This is a genomic window from Glutamicibacter sp. AGC46, assembly GCF_053543715.1.
Genome location: NZ_JBLVOJ010000024.1, coordinates 244,544 through 259,685 on the forward strand (window position 1 = coordinate 244,544; position 15,142 = coordinate 259,685).

A 15,142-nucleotide genomic window follows, 5' to 3' on the forward strand; every position below is an offset into this window, starting at 1 on the left:
GCCAACGGTCAAGGCACCCCGCCTGAGCCGATTCTGGGCCAAGCCCTAGGCGCGATCTACGAATGCCTTATTTCGCGCTTTCCTTGCTTCCATAATGCAATATCCAAAACTCGTAATAACGACAAGTGAGGTTGGCCAGCCTCAGCCCTGATCGCTCTGAGCTTGTCTACAAATTCCGCGGCCTCGGAAGAACCGTCGTGGAAGGCGGAGTACCAAACGATCCACTGTTCTCCACTGCCTTTGATCCCGGCAACTGCTTCGACAACCGAATCGTAAACCGGAATCAAGTCCGGCCGCTTGCGAGCCATGATCTTGCTTGCCGTGGTTTGTCCAACCTTCCAAGGGTCTTCATGTTGCCGTAGAAGCGACCACAATTTATCCGCAGGCGATCCCTCAGCGAGATATTTCTCGAATGATTCTGGTGTCAAATTCTCAAACTTCAAGTCCTGCGGAATCTGGGACAGCAATTCGCTGATTTGCTCGGCTAGCGTTTCGAGGATTCCCAAGGAAGCCTGCGCTGGCACGTCAACGGAGAGCATCGATACCGCCACCAAGTCGGTCGCAGTGATTCGATGTGGATCAGTATCGACACCTTCACCCAGAGTTTCAAAGCGCGATCCAGAATACTTGGGCCGACCGTTTCCCATGGTCCCGAAATAGTCCCTTACATCTTCTACCGCAGTGCTGAAGTCTACTTTTGATCGAAGTTGCATTTACGCTGACCCCCATTGTTGGTTGAAGATTTGATTATTTCACCGTACCTGAAAGTACCGACAAGTTGGGCTCTCAGCCATGATTCGGGAAATTAGTCGTCGCCTATTTGTCCCTCATCCTTCGTACGCTCTTTACATGATTGATTTCAATAATTCCTCTGTCTTCAAATTGGGGCCATGGGACCTTTCACAAGTCGCACCGGAGATCGTACCCATGATGGTCACTGGCGAAGAGCTACTAAGCGCTTTCAAGGGTGCACGCGACTACGTGGTCTTCAGCAACAAGCGACTCATCGCCGTCAATGTGCAAGGCATGACCGGCAAAAAGCGGGATTACACCTCGTTACCGTATTCGAAAGTCCAGTCGTTCTCCGTTGAAACAGCTGGAACCTTCGATCTGGATGCGGAGCTGGACCTGTGGTTCAGCGGGTTGGGCAAAGTTCGTCTGGAGTTCAAGGGCAAAGTTGATGTCCGGGCCCTCTCTCAGCTCATCGCCTCCTACGTGCTCTAGCAAGGCAGCACGCCTGTTCCTATTCAGGGCGCGACCGCTGGCTGCTACCAAGCCTCGCGCGGGCTGAGCCGGGCTGCTGCCATTGATGCACCCAGGATGATGGTGCGCATGAAGCGTTCGGCCGCTTCGATCAGCAGCCGCTCCCCGTCATCCACTGCTTCTTGCAGCGTCATCGGGATCGGCATGATCGAGGCAATGGCGTCAATTCCGATATCGTGCACGTCTCGGCAGCCGCGGCCCAGAGTTCCCGCCAAAGCCACTACCGGCACCCCATGCAGCGCCGCGCGCCGCGCTACCTCCGCCGGCACCTTGCCCTTGGGCGTCTGGAAGTCGATGGCGCCTTCTGCGGTGATGACCAGATCCGCTCCGCGCAGCATCGAGTCCAGATCGATGCCGGCCAAGCCCGAGTCCAGGATCGCCTCGAAGCGAGGCAAGAGCACCGCCCCCACCGCCGCCAAGCCAGCGCCCAGCCCGCCCGAAGCACCCGTCCCCGGGGCCAAAGCGAAATCCGTGGAGCGCGAGGACTCCAGCGCATCGCGGCGCAGGATCGAGGCCCAGCGTTCGAAACCTGCTGACATGATTTCGACCTGTTCCGGAGTTGCCCCCTTCTGCGGACCGAAAACGCGGGCCACTCCGCGCGGGCCGGTCAGCACATTGTGCGGGTTCAGCGCCATGGTGATCCGGACATTCCCGGCAGCCAGGGCCGGGTGCAGGCCGGACAGATCCAACCGGTCCACCGATCCGAGGTAGTTGCCGCCGGCCTTGACCTCATGGCCGCTGGCATCAAGGATTCGTGCACCCAGCGCCTGCAATGCCCCCATGCCTCCATCCGAGGTACCCGAGTCGCCGCAGCCCACGAGGATCTTGGAGGCCCCGGCATCAATGGCGGCCGCGATCAGCTCGCCCACACCGTAGCTGGTGGTGGTTCCCGGATCCCGCTGGTCGCGGGGAACCAGCCGCAGGCCCGCAGCGGCGGCCATTTCGACGACTGCCGTTCCGGCCGCTTCGCCACCGAGCATGGCGTAGTGGGACTCGACTTGCTGGCCGACCGGACCGGTGACTGCCATTGGCACCAGGTGGCCGCCGGTAGCGCACGCCAGGGTTTCTGCGGTGCCTTCGCCGCCATCGGCGATGGGCACTGCCTTGACCGTGGCTCCGGGCAAGGCCCGGCGAACCCCGGCGCCGATGGCCGCCGCGACTGCCGCCGCGTCGAGGGATTCCTTGAATCCGGAAGGGGCTACCAGGATGCGTTGTGGAAGTGCGTGTGCCATGATTCGTTGTCCTTTTCAGTGAGGATGAATGCGATGAGATGTGAAGCTACAAGGTGGTTCAGAGGAACAGCGGCAGTCCCATCGCCGGCCAGATCCAGAAGGCGAAGACCAGGACCAGCAGGACCATGAGCGGTCCGAGCACCGCGCTCAGGCGCAGCAGGTCTGCCGGCTTATAGGTTTCGATGCCCTCGATCTCGGAGAACAGGTTCACCGGCTTCGCGCTGCTGGTCAGGGTGTGGCAGAAACCGGCGGCGGCGGTGGAAGCCAGGGCAATGGCTACCGCGTTGACCCCGACGCCCGGGGCCAGCGAGACCACCAGCGGAATCAGCACCGCTGAGCGGGCCGAACGGGACTGGATGACCAGATGCGCCGCGGCAGAGACCACCACCACGAGGACGGTGAAGACCCAGGGTGCGGCAGCGCCGAGCTGCTCGACGGGGCCAAGCACCTTGCGGGCCAGCCATTCGGCGGCTCCGCTTCCGGCGAGCGCCGTGCCCAGGGTGAGGGTCGCGGCCATGAAGATGAGCATCGACCACGGCACCGCCTTCAATGCCTTGGCCAGGCCTACAGAGCCGTATCCCGGGCTGGCTACCAGCAATGAACCAAGCAGGGCCACGATGGCGGGATGGAGCTGGTGCAGGGGCTCGGTGCACCAGAGCACCACCACAGCCGAGACCAGCAGCGCTGCCCTGGATTGCCCCACCGTGAGCGGGCCCGAGAGCGGCACCGGCGAATACTGCTGCAGCCGCTCGATGCCCACCGCCAGCGGTTCTGCGCGGTCCTCCTTGCGGGTGAACATCCACAGCACCAGTTCGGCGCACAGATGGGAGGAAACGAAAGCCAGCGGCAATCCGTAGACCAGCCAGCCGGCGAAGGAGAATCCTTCATGGCCCGCGGTGGCGAGGATCTGGCTGGTGATCAGGTGCGCTCCGGCTCCCAGATAGGATGCCACTGCCGAAAGCAGGATAACCGAGGGGAAAACCAGGGACAGGGCCAGGACGATGCGGCGGCGATCCGCCAGCGCCTTGGCCAGGGCAATGAAGACCGGAATGGCCAGGGCCGCGCGCCCGGAAGTGGACGGCACCGCGAATGCGGTAGCCACCAGCACCCCGGTGGTCAGGTGGATCAGCTGCCGCGGGGTGTTCGCCCCTGCGGCTATCCATGCTGCGGCGCGGGTAGCCAGTCCCGTGGCGGTGATCCCCGCCGCGATCACGAAGGCGGCCAGCAAGAGCCAAATGGTGTCTTCTCCCAGCGAGGAGAACAGGTCGGCTTCGGGCAGCACGCCCATGAGCACCAGCACCACTGCTGCGCCCAAGGCGATAAAGGTATCGCCTACTGGCGAGAAGACCCAGAGCCAGATGGCCAAGGCGAAGACCGCCAGGGTCAAGGCCCCTTGGGCCGGCAATGCCTGCACTGTCCCCGCATCTGGGCCGAAGGCTCCGTAGGCGCACCAGCCGAGAAAGCCCAGCAAGACCAGTGCGGCGATGATTCGCGCTGCGTTCTGCTTGCTCCAGCGGCTTCGTGCCGCACCGGCGTTGCCCTGTTCCGCGGCCTGGTCCGTGGACCGCTGGGCGGTGTAGCGGAATCCCGAGCGTGGCGCGGTTGGCTTGATGCTCATGACTCACCGCCCAGGCTGCTGGCCATGGATTGGGCGAATTCTTCTTCGCAGCGGATGCCTTGTCCGGCATCAGCTTGCGGGAGGGAAAATCCGAAACTGGTTCCGTTGCCGTTTCCGGATTCCACCCAGGCCGTGCCGCCGTGGGCTTGCGCGACCGCTTTCACCACGGCCAGGCCCAAGCCCATGCCGGTTCCTTGCTGGCCGGCTTCCGGGGCACTGCGATAGTTTTCCAGCAGGGCACGGGCCTGGTCCGGATCCAACACCGGTCCATCGTTGGCAACCCAGAAGCTGGCCATGCCCTTTGCTGCGGCAGAACCGATCCGGATGCTTTCTCCATCCTCGGTATGCGCGACAGCATTTTGGATCAGTTGGTGCATGGCCTGGGCAACGCGCAGCGGATCCAGCCACGCCTGGGCCTTGGCAGACTCGGCTATGCGGAATCGGCGGTCCGGGTAGGCGCCCGGGCGGGCGGCTGCCGCGGCAACGTCCGCCGTGACTTCGCCGACGGGCACCATTCGGCGCTGGATGAAGTCCGGGTCCGAGCTTTGCGCCAGCAATTCCAGGTCGGCAAGCGTCTGCCCCATCAGTGAAATGTGCGCCTGCGCGGTGCTGATGATCCTGCCGCGTTGCTTCCGGGGCACCTCTTCCTCGTTGAGCTTCTGCAAGGCAGCTGCCATCTTGCGTTGCGGGCTTCCCAGGTGCTCTCGTGCTTCGGCGATGAAGTGGCGTTGGGCCAGATGCGAAGCTTCAACCCGGTCAAGCATCGCATTCAGTGTCCTGGCCAGCTGCGCCAAGTCGTCGCGTCCTTCGACCGGAACGCGGGCCGAGAGGTCATTGGCGCTAATCGAGGCGGCGGTTTCGCTCATGGTGCGGATGGGACGCATGATCTGCCCAGCTGCCAACCAGGCGATCCCCGCGGTCAAGGCCAGTCCCCCGGCGGCCACGCCGAAGAGCATGGTTGCCTGCCGGTTGGCTTCTTCCTGGGCCCCGCCAATGAAGTGCGCGACGACCAGATGGGCTTGGTGCCCCGCCCCGCTGGCTCCGGAGGCATCCTTGGCCTCGGCCTTCGCCCAGCGAACCGTCCCGTGGTTGCTCTCCAGGATTCCGGAGGTCTTCGCGTCATCGAGAATACGGCCCAGGAGCACGGGGTCATCAGCCAGCCAGGTCCCTGCCTGGTTGGCTGCGGTGCCTGCGGTGAGCACCCGTCCATTGGCCTGCGCGAGAATCGCTTCGCCGGCCATCGGCTGCTGGCGGGCCAGATAGCGTTCCATCAATTCACCGATCGAGGAAAACGGGCGAGCTGTCTTCGGGTCCAGTCCCTCGGCGGCGAAGGTCCGGAACTCCTCGATTTCCTGCGCGATGCCCACGTTGGCAGCTTCGGCTACTTGGCCGGACATGATCGAACGCATCGAAACCGTTACGGCCAGCAGGGCCAGTGCAGTAGTGAGCACGATCCACCCGACAATGCGCAACCGTGCCGACACCGTTGATCCCTGGTGCTCATGGATATCAGCCATTGCCGATCAGCTCCTCAGCTTGCGCTTGCGCAGCAGCGGGCTCGGGAGCCGGTGAGAGCTGGACAATGATTGGCTGCTGATGCGGGATGGGCGGATTGGCCTTGTCGGCAAGTGCCTGGCTGGCGCCGGCCAGTCCCGCTGGCACGGCCAACACCATGAGGATGAGAAGTATGCGGCGATTCATGCTTTGAACATTAAAAGACCCTTGTGAGGAGCGCATTAGGCGGTGGTGAGAGGATTATGGCGCGTCCATGAGAAGCAAATGAGAGCGAGCGAATCGCCCCGGGTTCTCGCGTATTTCCGAGGTCCGGCAGCGCGGGGAATTCCTTGAAAATTTTCCCGATCTTCCTATTTCCGGTGTTCATGTTGTGGTCGCAATCCGCGAGCTGCGGGCTTCCTCGCCGCCAGGGCAAAAGAAAAGAGGTTCCGCCACCCCTGATGGGATAGCGGAACCTCTGCGAATTCGAGCTACTTCGCAGCCCAGAGCACCGAGTCGTCAGTGAACGAGAGCGTTTCGCTCATGCGGATTTTCGCATCTGCCACGGCCTCGGCCGGCACGTCGAAGACCACCTGGTAGCTTCCCTTCCCGCCCTTGGCCAAGGTAGGAACGTCCATGCCCGGCTTGGCGGTGATCGCCGTCGCGCTGCTGGTGCTGTAGATGCTTGCATCCGAGCCCACCAGCTCTGGATTAAGGTCCAGCCATGCGTCGCCTTCTTCTTCTCCGTTGTAGACAACAGAAAGGTCCACGAGGACATACTGGCCTTCGGCCTCCTGGTTGAACTCATTTGCCTTGGCGATCTGTGCGCCGGCATCCAGGTTCACCGCACTGACATTGACCGAATACTCGCCAACAGCAGCGGCCTGCCCCAAGGCCAATACCTGTGTTTCGTCTTCGGCTTGCTCGATGATCTCAGCCGGTGCCGCCACTTCGCCGTCGGAAGCGTCGGCAATGCCGTTGGCGACCTCGTCGATCGCCTTCACATAGGCTGCCTGGGTGGCGAACACAAGAACGATGGCTACGATGGCGATGATGCTCGATGCAACGCCCAAGCCCTTGCTGCCACGGCGCTTGGAAGCGACAATGAGCGAGACGATGCCCAGTACCAGAGCAATGAAACCGAGCACGGCGGCAAAGTTGTTGACGATCGGTACCCAGCACAGGGCCAATGCAACGATGGCCACGACCAGGGCCGCAATGCCCAGGCCCTTGCCAGCTGAGCTCTTGGCAGGCGGTGCCGGTGGCACCATGTTCGGATCGACCGGATTTTGTACAGACATGAAAGCTTCCTTCGAGTGAAGACGGCGCCACGCTGGCGCCGAGGCGGATATCAGCCCAAGCGGATGAGGACTTCGGCCGAAAAGAGTCTTTGTTGACTCTTCAAGAATCATGCCAGTGCCTACCGACAATTTAGCTTGCCCCGGATTCGGCTCCAGCCGAGCTGCCCAAGGCAGCTGCAGTTTCCGGAAGCAAATGCGGGCGATTGACGTGCACCATTCAGGTGTTCCAGCAGGTGCATCTGGCCCGCGGACCGATGCCTGCGATTCTCCCGGGAATTTTCCTGCGCTAGGCGGGCCCGTTGGCAAAACCTGGGTGATTCATTACAGAATGCACTTATGGCCACTTCCCTTGAACACTCCCCGGGCCGCAGTACATTGCGCTACGTGCGCCTCATGCTGCTCGCGGTGCCCCTGCTCCTTGTCGTTGCCATCGTCATCTATGGCATTGCCAACCAGCGCATTGAAGACTCCCTGAGTTCCTATTACCTGGGTCCAGCACGGGACTTGTTCGTTGCGATGCTGGTGACTACCGGAGTGCTGCTGGTGGTTTACACCGGAGACGAGCTGGAGGACTATGCACTGAATTTGGCCGGCTTCTACGCCATGTTCGTCGCCTTGGTTCCCACCAAGCTGGGTGAAACGCTGGCGCAACTGCCCCTGGGCGAGCAGAGGCGGCTCATCTTCTCCGTGCAGGTATCGGTTATTGCGGTTCTCGTCGTCAGCTCGGTATTCATCTGGCTGGGAATCAGGACTAGCCGCGCTCCGCACCGCGCGCTGTTCCACAGCACCGCGACCAAAGCGCTCGGTTTGCTGAGCACCCTGCTCCTGGTCGGCTTTGTCCTGCTGCTGCTGTGGCGGACCGTTGAAGGCAAGCAGTTCGCCGGCGTGCATGCCAGCGCTGCATTCCTGCTGATCTTCTCCATGGGCATCGCCATCGCCAGCCACCTGGACCACAAGCCGCTGTGCGCGATGGACACCAGCGGAGGCAAGAAGCCGCACTACGCAATCATCCTGGTGCTGATGCTCATCGGATTGATTGCCTGGCCGATCCTGCTGGCCGCGGGCATCCAGGAGGCCCTATTCATTGTCGAATGGTTCGAGATCAGCCTTTTCTCGTATTTCTGGTATCTGGAATCCCGGCGCTTATGGAACCCGGCTGCCTGAATCCGCTAGGCAAAAAACCCGCCGCTGGTCCAGCAACTGGCCCCTGCTACCTAACTCGGCTTTTTCCTGGCGAGGCTAGTCAGGACTAGGTGCCAGAATTCCGGTTTCAGGCGAAAATAAAAGGTTCCGACTCGCGAATGCGAGCCGGAACCTTCTTGTAAGCTCCTCCAACTGGACTTGAACCAGTAACCCTTCGATTAACAGTCGAATGCTCTGCCAATTGAGCTATGGAGGATTGCAACGAGATATAACTTTACCCAAGATTCCCGCGAATGCAAAATCGGGATCCTAGGTTCCGCGAAGGATCCTCCGGCGCATCTCCAGTTCCATCAGTTCCCGGTTGATCTGGGCATATTCTTCACCCTCGGGTGCCATTTCAGCACGCTGCAAGCGGCCGATCAGCTCAGCCTTGCGGTGTGTGATTTGAAGCTCAATCAAGCCGTTGATGATATCGGCGCAGTAGCGGTTCAGGCTATGTTCGTCAGATGCCGGAATGCTGGTCACTGCGAGTTCTGAAACGAAGCTGCGCAACTGCTCGGGGACTTCGTCGCGAATGACTTCAACCCAGGAGGTCGCCGACGCGCCTGCGCTGGACGCGGCAACGACGCCATCGTGGACAGCAGAGTGCGCCGGGGCCAGGAAGCGAGCCTCGTAGAACGCCTGCCATTGCTCGTCCTTCAACCGCTGCGGCTGCTGGATCACCACTTCCAGGGCCTGTCGTTCAAGGCGCATCACCGGGTCGCGGTGATCCGGGCGTTCAAAGGCCGCCGCCGGGATTGCCTGTTCAGCCTCCCCCGGTTGCGGGTGTGGTGCCTGCAGGTCGGCGTTCTTCGGCAACCGGGCGCGTTTGATGGAGGCGCCCACCGAGCGGTTGACGTCCTCATTATTCATTCCCAGCCAGCCGGCAAGCTCACGGGCATATGCCGGACGAATGGCCGAGTCGCGGATCTGCGCAACGATCGGAGCGGTCTGGCGCAAGGCCTGGACACGTCCTTCAACGGTGTTCAGATTGAATTTCTTCAATTCGGCACGGATGGCGAATTCAAACAGCGGACGCTTGAGCTCGATGAGCTCGCGTACAGCTTCGTCTCCGCGGTGCAAACGCAAGTCGCACGGGTCAGCACCGGTTGGTTCAACACAAACGTAAGTCTGGGCAATAAATCGCTGGTCTTCTTCGAAGGCGCGCAGCGCGGCCTTCTGGCCTGCGGCGTCACCATCGAAGGTGAAGACGACTTCGCCACCGGTGCCGTCATCCTGCAGCAGGCGACGGGCAATCTTGATGTGGTCCGTGCCGAAAGCGGTACCGCAGGTGGCCACCGCGGTGGTGATGCCAGCCAGATGGCAGGCCATCACGTCGGTGTAGCCTTCCACCACAACGATCTGGCGGCTCTTGGAAATCTGCTTCTTGGCCAGGTCCAGGCCATAGAGGACCTGGGATTTCTTGTAGAGCTGGGTCTCCGGGGTGTTCAGATACTTCGGGCCCTGGTCATCCTCGTAGAGCTTGCGTGCACCGAAGCCGATGGTGGCACCAGACAGGTCGCGGATCGGCCACATGACACGTCCTCGGAATCGGTCATAGATTCCGCGATTGCCCTCGGAGAACATGCCCGTCAGCTTCAGCTCATCATCAACGAAGCCCTTGGAGCGCAGGTGCTTGAGCAGCGAATCCCAGCCCTTGGGCGCATAGCCCACGGAGAATTGGGCTGTGACTTCCTGGTCAAAACCGCGACCGGCAAGGAACTCGCGGCCGGCGGCTCCTTCCTCGGTAGCCAGCTGCGCGCGGAAGAATTCCTCGGCGACCTTGTGCGCGTCGACCAGGCGCTGGCGCTTGCCGTAGTCTTCGCGGCGCGGTCCCGGTCCCCCGTCTTCATAGCGAAGCTCGTAATTGATCCGGGCAGCCAGGAGTTCCACAGTTTCGGTGAACGAGGAGTGGTCCATTTTCTGGATGAAGGCGATCACGTCGCCGGACTCGCCACAGCCAAAGCAGTGGAAGGTTCCTAGCTGCGGGCGAATATGGAAGGACGGACTGCGTTCGTCGTGAAAAGGGCACAGGCCCTTGAACGAGCCAATGCCCGCGGATTTGAGCGTGACATAGGATTCGACGACCTCACGGAGGTCGGTGCGGTTACGCACCTCGTCGATATCTTCACGCTTGATCAGCCCTGCCATGATTCCCTTCTAGAACAACTTTGCGTCAGGGGCTTCGCCCTTGACCAGATACGAGTGCCATTCGGTGGCTGAGACGTCAGTGAGCGAGGCGACCTGGTCAATCACCACACGCAGCTGGGCCGCTTCATCAGCGGCGTCTTCCCAGTCAGCTGCGAAGATCGGCTCCAGATTATCCCGGCCCGTTTCACAGAGCAGTTCGACCAGCTCGGTCAGCAGCGTGCGCTGATCCAGATAGAGCGGCTGGCGCACTTCCGAAGCCATCACGTAGCTGGCCGCGATGCCCTTCATCACGGCAATCTCGTGCTCGGTTTCCTCGGGCACAATCAGGTTCGCGTTATAGCGGGTGAGCTTGCCTTCCCCGAAGCGTGCCCGGGTGGCATCCATTGCGGCGGCGGCGAAGCGGCCAATGAATTGGCTGGTCATGTCCTTCAGCGCCGCCATGGAACGCCGTGAGCCGTCAAAATGCGAAACCCACTCATCGCTGATTTCCAGGCGGCGCAACGCCGCGTCGATGTCGGCCTCCCCAGTGGTCGGCAAGTACCAGTCCTTGGTCACCTGCAACGCGCGCTCGCGCTGCAGATCCTGCTTGAGCCAACGCAGTTGCAGCTTGCCGCCGACAATTGCGTCTTCCACGTCATGGACCGAGTAGGAAATGTCATCAGCCAAGTCCATGACCTGGCCTTCCATGCAGACTGCTCCGGCGGTGGCTTCCGGGACATTGCGCAACCAGTTGAAGACGGTGGCGTCATCCTCGTAGACACCGAACTTCTTGGTTTTCTTGCCGTTGACCTCTGGCGCATCGGTTTTGAGCCACGGGTACTTGCACGCTGCATCCAGCGAGGCCCGCGAAAGATTCAACCCGGCCGAATGCCCGTTGTGCCGGAAGGTCTTGGTTTCCAAGCGAGTGAGCAAACGCAAGGTCTGGGCATTGCCCTCGAATCCGCCAATGTCCTTGGCTGCCTTGTCCAGCGCCTTCTCGCCGTTGTGGCCAAAGGGCGGATGACCCAGGTCGTGCGCCAAGCAGGCGGTGTCGACGACATCCGGATCGCAGCCAAGGGCCGCACCGAGCTCGCGGCCCACCTGGGCCACTTCCAATGAGTGGGTGAGCCGGTTGCGCACGAAGTCATTCTGGTTCGGTGCCACTACCTGGGTCTTGGCGCTCAAACGGCGCAAGGCGGAGGAATGCAGCACGCGGGCACGGTCCCGCTCAAAGGCAGTACGGTAGGACTTCTTCGCTGGTTCAGGCACCCACCGCTGCTGGTCGGCTTCGGTATATCCGGGGATCTGAGTCATAGTTCCTAGTCTAGTAACTCTTTGCCGGCATTGAGGAGTTATCCACTAGTGGCGTAGCCGTGGCTATCCCGGGGTGGCTAGCCGCCGGAGATATCCAGCTCGGCGGCCTTGATCATTTCGCGGTGGGCATCGCTCATCACGCGGTTATCCAGCCAGCCGTCGGGGACGTGCGTCTTCTTCGGGTGGCCCGCACGTCCGCGGGTGCCTTCTGCGGCAACCCCCGGGTACGGCAGGTCCAGATCCAGCTGGTCCAGCAGTTCGCGCAGCACTGCCAGGGATGGCACCTGGGCCAGCTGCGAGCGGATTTCGCCGCCTACCGGGTAGCCCTTGAAGTACCAGGCAATGTGCTTGCGGATATCGCGCATGCCCTTGCCCTCGTCCTCGAAGAATTCGGCCAGCAGTTCGCCATGGCGGTATACGGTGTCGGCGACCTTGCGCACGCCCGGGCGGAAACGGTCTTCACGGCCCTCGAAGGCCGCCTGCAGGTCGCCGAAAATCCATGGCCGGCCCTGGCAGCCACGGCCTACCATGACGCCGGCGGCACCGGTCTGCTCAACCATTTCAATGGCATCCTCGGCACTGAAGATATCGCCGTTGCCCAGCACCGGCATGTCATCCATGGCTTCGCGCAAGGTGGTGATCGCGTCCCAGTCGGAGTGCCCCGCGTAGTACTGGCCGGCGGTGCGCGCGTGCAAGGTGACTGCGGCCGCACCGTGGTCCCGGGCAATTTTCGCTGATTCCAGGTAGGTCAGGTGGTCCTTGTCGATGCCGATGCGCATCTTCACGGTCAGCGGGATATCGCCCTTGGCGGCCTCTGAGGTCGCGGCTTCGATGATGGAGGTGTAGAGATCCGACTTCCAGGGCAGGGCCGAGCCGCCGCCCTTGCGGGTGACCTTTGGAACTGGGCAGCCGAAGTTCAGGTCAACGTGGTCCGCCAGGTTTTCGTCAACCACCATGCGCACGGCAGCGCGCACGGTGCCGGGGTCCACGCCGTAGATCTGGATGGAGCGGATCTCCTCGTCGGGATCGTGGGAGATGATGCGCAAGGATTCGGGGTTGCGTTCCACCAGTGCCCGGGCGGTCACCATTTCGGTCACGTACAGCCCGCCGCCATATTCGCGGCAGAGGCGGCGGAAGGCGCGGTTGGTCACCCCAGCCATCGGAGCAAGAACCACCGGGGTATCAATGGTCAGCTTGCCCAGCTGCAATGGAGGCAGCTTGAGGGTCGGGGTGTTGGTTGGCGCATCAGTCAGGGTCGTCACCCATCCATTATCCCGCACGAACGCAAAACAGTAACTGAGATCTTCATCAAATCTTGATGCCGAGGCGCTGGATTATTGTCCTGATGTGGACCAAAATGATGCAATGACAAGTAAATTTTCGGCGGCGCGGGTGGTTCTGCTGGCCCTTGCCGCCGCCATTGTGGCTTTGGTTATAGCCGCATTGCTCGCGGTTTCGCTGCGTTCGGCACCAGAGGTCCACGGGGAGAACACTCCGGAAGGGGTCGTGCAAAGATATCTGATGGCTTTCGAGGCCGAGGATTTGCCGGCCATGCAGGGCTACACCGTTGAAGGCCAATCCAGGACGCTGTGCTCTCCCGAACCCTATGCCCCGCAGCCGCTTGATGTGCAGCTGCTGCGCAGCAGCGTCGAGGAGTCCAGTGCTACCGTGCGCACCAGGTTCAATACCCGCGACGCCCAATTCCTGCCCTTGGGGAATCTGTCCTCATATGAAGAGGCGTTCGAGCTGCGCAAGATCGATGGAACCTGGCTGATTGACCGCATGCCGTGGCAGGTCGGCCTGTGCACCGCCGAGGAGATGGGTTACTGATGGCCGCAACCGCCCCGGCGTTCCACGTGCAAAGCAGCAGCGTGCTGCGTCCGGTGATCCTCCACGGCTTGCTGTTCGTGCTGTTGATGGTCTCGGCTACGGGCTTGTCTACGCTCTTTACCGCGCTCTTCCATGGTTTCGATTCCTTGCTGGTCAGCACCGAGCAGCTGGCGATGGCCTTCACCTTCACCCTGGTTGGAATCCCCTTGGCCTGGCTGTTGTGGCGTTCCATCCGCAAGCGCCTGGCCCGGCCGTCGGCCTTCGACTCAGCCATCTGGTCCTTGCAGGCCTCGGCCGCCTACCTTGCCACCCTGGCTGCCAGCAGCTGCGCCGCGCTGGCGTTCCTGGCGGGACTTGTTTCCGCAGCCCGCGACGGTGCATGGCAGTCGACGCTGGCGGTGGCCTTGGGCTGGGGCACGGTGTGCGCCTGGCAGCACCGCCAAATCACTTCATCGCATACGGCACCGCGGCAATTCGCCCAGCTGGCGGCCACCGCGGGAAATTACTTCAGCATGGTGCTCTTCGCCCTTTCGCTGGTTGCCACGCTGACGGTCGCATTGGAAATCCTGGTTGTGCCGGAAAACACGCTGGTGGGCCCCACCGGCATGCCGAATCTGCTGATGGCGCTGGTCTGGCTGGCCGGTTCCTCGGCCCTGTGGTTCTGGCATTGGAAACTGCGCAGAGTCCAGATGATGTCCAATCTCCTGAACAGCATCCTGCTGGTTGTATTGGGCCTGGCCGCACCGGCGTTGGCGTTCCTGCTGGCGATCGCCGAGCTGGTTTCCTGGGTGTGGCCGCAGGCATGGACGGCGCAGGAACGCACCGAGCTGTTCCTCGACGGCGGTCCAAGCCTGCTGGCCATCATTGTGGCGGCCGCGGTTCTCTGGATTTATCACCAGTCCCAGCTGCGTTCCGGGCTGCACCCTGCCGCCGTGGTTGGCGCAGCGCACCTGGCGCTGAGCGGTGTCAGCCTGGCCGTGCTGGCTACCGGGCTGGGCATGGTGGTCAATGCGCTCTTCGCAGCACTCGGGTCCAGCGTCTCGGTGGGCTACTCCGCGGGTTTGCTGGGCCATGGTCTCGGCTTGCTCGCCTTCGGAGCCGCCGCATGGCTTTGGTACTTCAAGCCCTGGAAGCCCTTCCCGGCAGACTCGCGCAGCGCCTATTTGGTCCTGTTCTTCGGAGCCAGTTCCGTCGTCGCGCTGGTTTCCCTGCTGGTCTTCGGGTACCGGATTTTCGAGTTCTACCTGGAACCCGATTCTCGTCTTGATTCCCTCCTGGACACCGTTCGCGGCCCGCTGGGCTGGCTGGTTGCGACCGCTGCCGTGGCCGGCTACCACTTTGCGCTGTGGCGTTCGGATAAGGATTCCAGAGCCGGTTCTTCCGGAGAATCCATTGCCTCTCAGGGGGCGATAACACGTCGAGCAGTGGTAATCGTTGGCCCGGCGGCTTCCGAGCCGATGGCGGCTCAGCTCAAAGCGCGCCCGGAGCTAGCGGTGACGTGGATGGCTTCGTCCGGCCCTGCATTGGACGACCGGGCCGAGGTGTCGGTGCTGGCGCGCATCGAGGAATACCTGGCAACTCATCATGATTCCTTCATGGTTCTTGCCGAAGCTGACGGGTCGGTGCGTTTTATCAATCTCGCCTAGTCGGAACGCATTCAGCACCAATTTGTAAATAGGTGCGTCTATTGTGACTTATTTTGCCCTAACCTAAAAACATCATGGTAGTGTGACTTTTTGTGCTCGCGATTCAGTGAGTGTTCCCTAATTACGGAAAGT

13 protein-coding genes and 1 tRNA gene are annotated in these 15,142 nt (G+C 61.8%); 4 read left to right on the forward strand and 10 right to left on the reverse strand.

Translation table 11 applies throughout. The features are described from left to right. Window positions 1-56: 56 nt before the first annotated feature. The gene (locus ACNPM8_RS13195; RefSeq protein WP_105657219.1) at window positions 57-713 is read right to left on the reverse strand and encodes a DUF6308 family protein; all 657 of its coding nucleotides are present in this window, start codon (window positions 711-713) and stop codon (window positions 57-59) included. A 136-nt stretch (window positions 714-849) separates the two neighbouring features. Here ACNPM8_RS13195 and ACNPM8_RS13200 point away from each other — a divergent pair, with 136 nt between their 5' ends. Further along, complete coding sequence (locus ACNPM8_RS13200; protein ID WP_013348303.1) at window positions 850-1,224, forward strand: PH domain-containing protein; 375 nt, start codon at window positions 850-852, stop codon at window positions 1,222-1,224. 44 nt (window positions 1,225-1,268) lie between these two features. Here ACNPM8_RS13200 and ACNPM8_RS13205 read toward each other — a convergent pair whose 3' ends face one another. From ACNPM8_RS13205 to ACNPM8_RS13225, 5 genes are all read right to left on the reverse strand, one after another. After that, window positions 1,269-2,495, reverse strand: coding sequence for a glycerate kinase family protein (locus ACNPM8_RS13205; RefSeq protein WP_402696393.1), 1,227 nt, complete (start codon window positions 2,493-2,495; stop codon window positions 1,269-1,271). A gap of 58 nt (window positions 2,496-2,553) precedes the next feature. Further along, window positions 2,554-4,113, reverse strand: coding sequence for an SLC13 family permease (locus ACNPM8_RS13210; protein WP_448939992.1), 1,560 nt, complete (start codon window positions 4,111-4,113; stop codon window positions 2,554-2,556). Further along, window positions 4,110-5,630, reverse strand: a complete 1,521-nt coding sequence (locus ACNPM8_RS13215) for an ATP-binding protein (protein ID WP_105661786.1) — start codon at window positions 5,628-5,630, stop codon at window positions 4,110-4,112. The genes ACNPM8_RS13210 and ACNPM8_RS13215 overlap by 4 nt, the downstream gene beginning before the upstream one ends. Next, window positions 5,623-5,814: a hypothetical protein gene (locus ACNPM8_RS13220; RefSeq protein WP_332499411.1), complete on the reverse strand. Its 192-nt coding sequence runs from the start codon at window positions 5,812-5,814 to the stop codon at window positions 5,623-5,625. Before ACNPM8_RS13220 ends, ACNPM8_RS13215 begins: the two co-directional genes overlap by 8 nt. Before the next feature lie 284 nt (window positions 5,815-6,098). Beyond that, the gene (locus ACNPM8_RS13225) at window positions 6,099-6,908 is read right to left on the reverse strand and encodes a DUF4352 domain-containing protein (RefSeq protein WP_166650651.1); all 810 of its coding nucleotides are present in this window, start codon (window positions 6,906-6,908) and stop codon (window positions 6,099-6,101) included. A 336-nt stretch (window positions 6,909-7,244) separates the two neighbouring features. Here ACNPM8_RS13225 and ACNPM8_RS13230 point away from each other — a divergent pair, with 336 nt between their 5' ends. After that, on the forward strand, window positions 7,245-8,072 hold the full coding sequence (locus ACNPM8_RS13230) for a hypothetical protein (protein WP_448939993.1): 828 nt from the start codon (window positions 7,245-7,247) through the stop codon (window positions 8,070-8,072). Between the two features lie 162 nt (window positions 8,073-8,234). On the opposite strand, the gene ACNPM8_RS13235 is transcribed toward ACNPM8_RS13230, so the two are convergent. From ACNPM8_RS13235 to dusB, 4 genes are all read right to left on the reverse strand, one after another. Next, a tRNA-Asn gene (locus ACNPM8_RS13235) sits at window positions 8,235-8,307 on the reverse strand. A gap of 53 nt (window positions 8,308-8,360) precedes the next feature. Beyond that, on the reverse strand, window positions 8,361-10,241 hold the full coding sequence (dnaG, locus tag ACNPM8_RS13240) for a DNA primase (RefSeq protein ID WP_105657213.1): 1,881 nt from the start codon (window positions 10,239-10,241) through the stop codon (window positions 8,361-8,363). A gap of 9 nt (window positions 10,242-10,250) precedes the next feature. Continuing rightward, complete coding sequence (locus ACNPM8_RS13245) at window positions 10,251-11,534, reverse strand: deoxyguanosinetriphosphate triphosphohydrolase (RefSeq protein ID WP_105657212.1); 1,284 nt, start codon at window positions 11,532-11,534, stop codon at window positions 10,251-10,253. Between the two features lie 77 nt (window positions 11,535-11,611). Continuing rightward, window positions 11,612-12,796 (reverse strand): tRNA dihydrouridine synthase DusB, encoded by a 1,185-nt coding sequence (dusB, locus tag ACNPM8_RS13250; RefSeq protein WP_105657211.1) that lies wholly within the window; start codon window positions 12,794-12,796, stop codon window positions 11,612-11,614. A gap of 103 nt (window positions 12,797-12,899) precedes the next feature. Here dusB and ACNPM8_RS13255 point away from each other — a divergent pair, with 103 nt between their 5' ends. Continuing rightward, window positions 12,900-13,364 (forward strand): hypothetical protein, encoded by a 465-nt coding sequence (locus tag ACNPM8_RS13255; RefSeq protein ID WP_448939994.1) that lies wholly within the window; start codon window positions 12,900-12,902, stop codon window positions 13,362-13,364. Continuing rightward, window positions 13,364-15,010 (forward strand): DUF5671 domain-containing protein, encoded by a 1,647-nt coding sequence (locus tag ACNPM8_RS13260; RefSeq protein WP_448939995.1) that lies wholly within the window; start codon window positions 13,364-13,366, stop codon window positions 15,008-15,010. Before ACNPM8_RS13255 ends, ACNPM8_RS13260 begins: the two co-directional genes overlap by 1 nt. The last annotated feature ends 132 nt before the right edge of the window (window positions 15,011-15,142 follow it).

Coding starts and splice junctions, on each gene's coding strand:
- ACNPM8_RS13255 (WP_448939994.1), top strand. CDS start 12,900: ATGACAAGTAAATTTTCGGCGGCGCGGGTGGTTCTGCTGGCCCTTGCC.
- ACNPM8_RS13205 (WP_402696393.1), bottom strand. CDS start 2,495: ATGGCACACGCACTTCCACAACGCATCCTGGTAGCCCCTTCCGGATTC.
- ACNPM8_RS13245 (WP_105657212.1), bottom strand. CDS start 11,534: ATGACTCAGATCCCCGGATATACCGAAGCCGACCAGCAGCGGTGGGTG.
- ACNPM8_RS13220 (WP_332499411.1), bottom strand. CDS start 5,814: ATGAATCGCCGCATACTTCTCATCCTCATGGTGTTGGCCGTGCCAGCG.
- ACNPM8_RS13195 (WP_105657219.1), bottom strand. CDS start 713: ATGCAACTTCGATCAAAAGTAGACTTCAGCACTGCGGTAGAAGATGTA.
- ACNPM8_RS13210 (WP_448939992.1), bottom strand. CDS start 4,113: ATGAGCATCAAGCCAACCGCGCCACGCTCGGGATTCCGCTACACCGCC.
- ACNPM8_RS13230 (WP_448939993.1), top strand. CDS start 7,245: ATGGCCACTTCCCTTGAACACTCCCCGGGCCGCAGTACATTGCGCTAC.
- ACNPM8_RS13260 (WP_448939995.1), top strand. CDS start 13,364: ATGGCCGCAACCGCCCCGGCGTTCCACGTGCAAAGCAGCAGCGTGCTG.
- ACNPM8_RS13200 (WP_013348303.1), top strand. CDS start 850: ATGATTGATTTCAATAATTCCTCTGTCTTCAAATTGGGGCCATGGGAC.
- ACNPM8_RS13215 (WP_105661786.1), bottom strand. CDS start 5,630: ATGGCTGATATCCATGAGCACCAGGGATCAACGGTGTCGGCACGGTTG.
- ACNPM8_RS13225 (WP_166650651.1), bottom strand. CDS start 6,908: ATGTCTGTACAAAATCCGGTCGATCCGAACATGGTGCCACCGGCACCG.
- dnaG (WP_105657213.1), bottom strand. CDS start 10,241: ATGGCAGGGCTGATCAAGCGTGAAGATATCGACGAGGTGCGTAACCGC.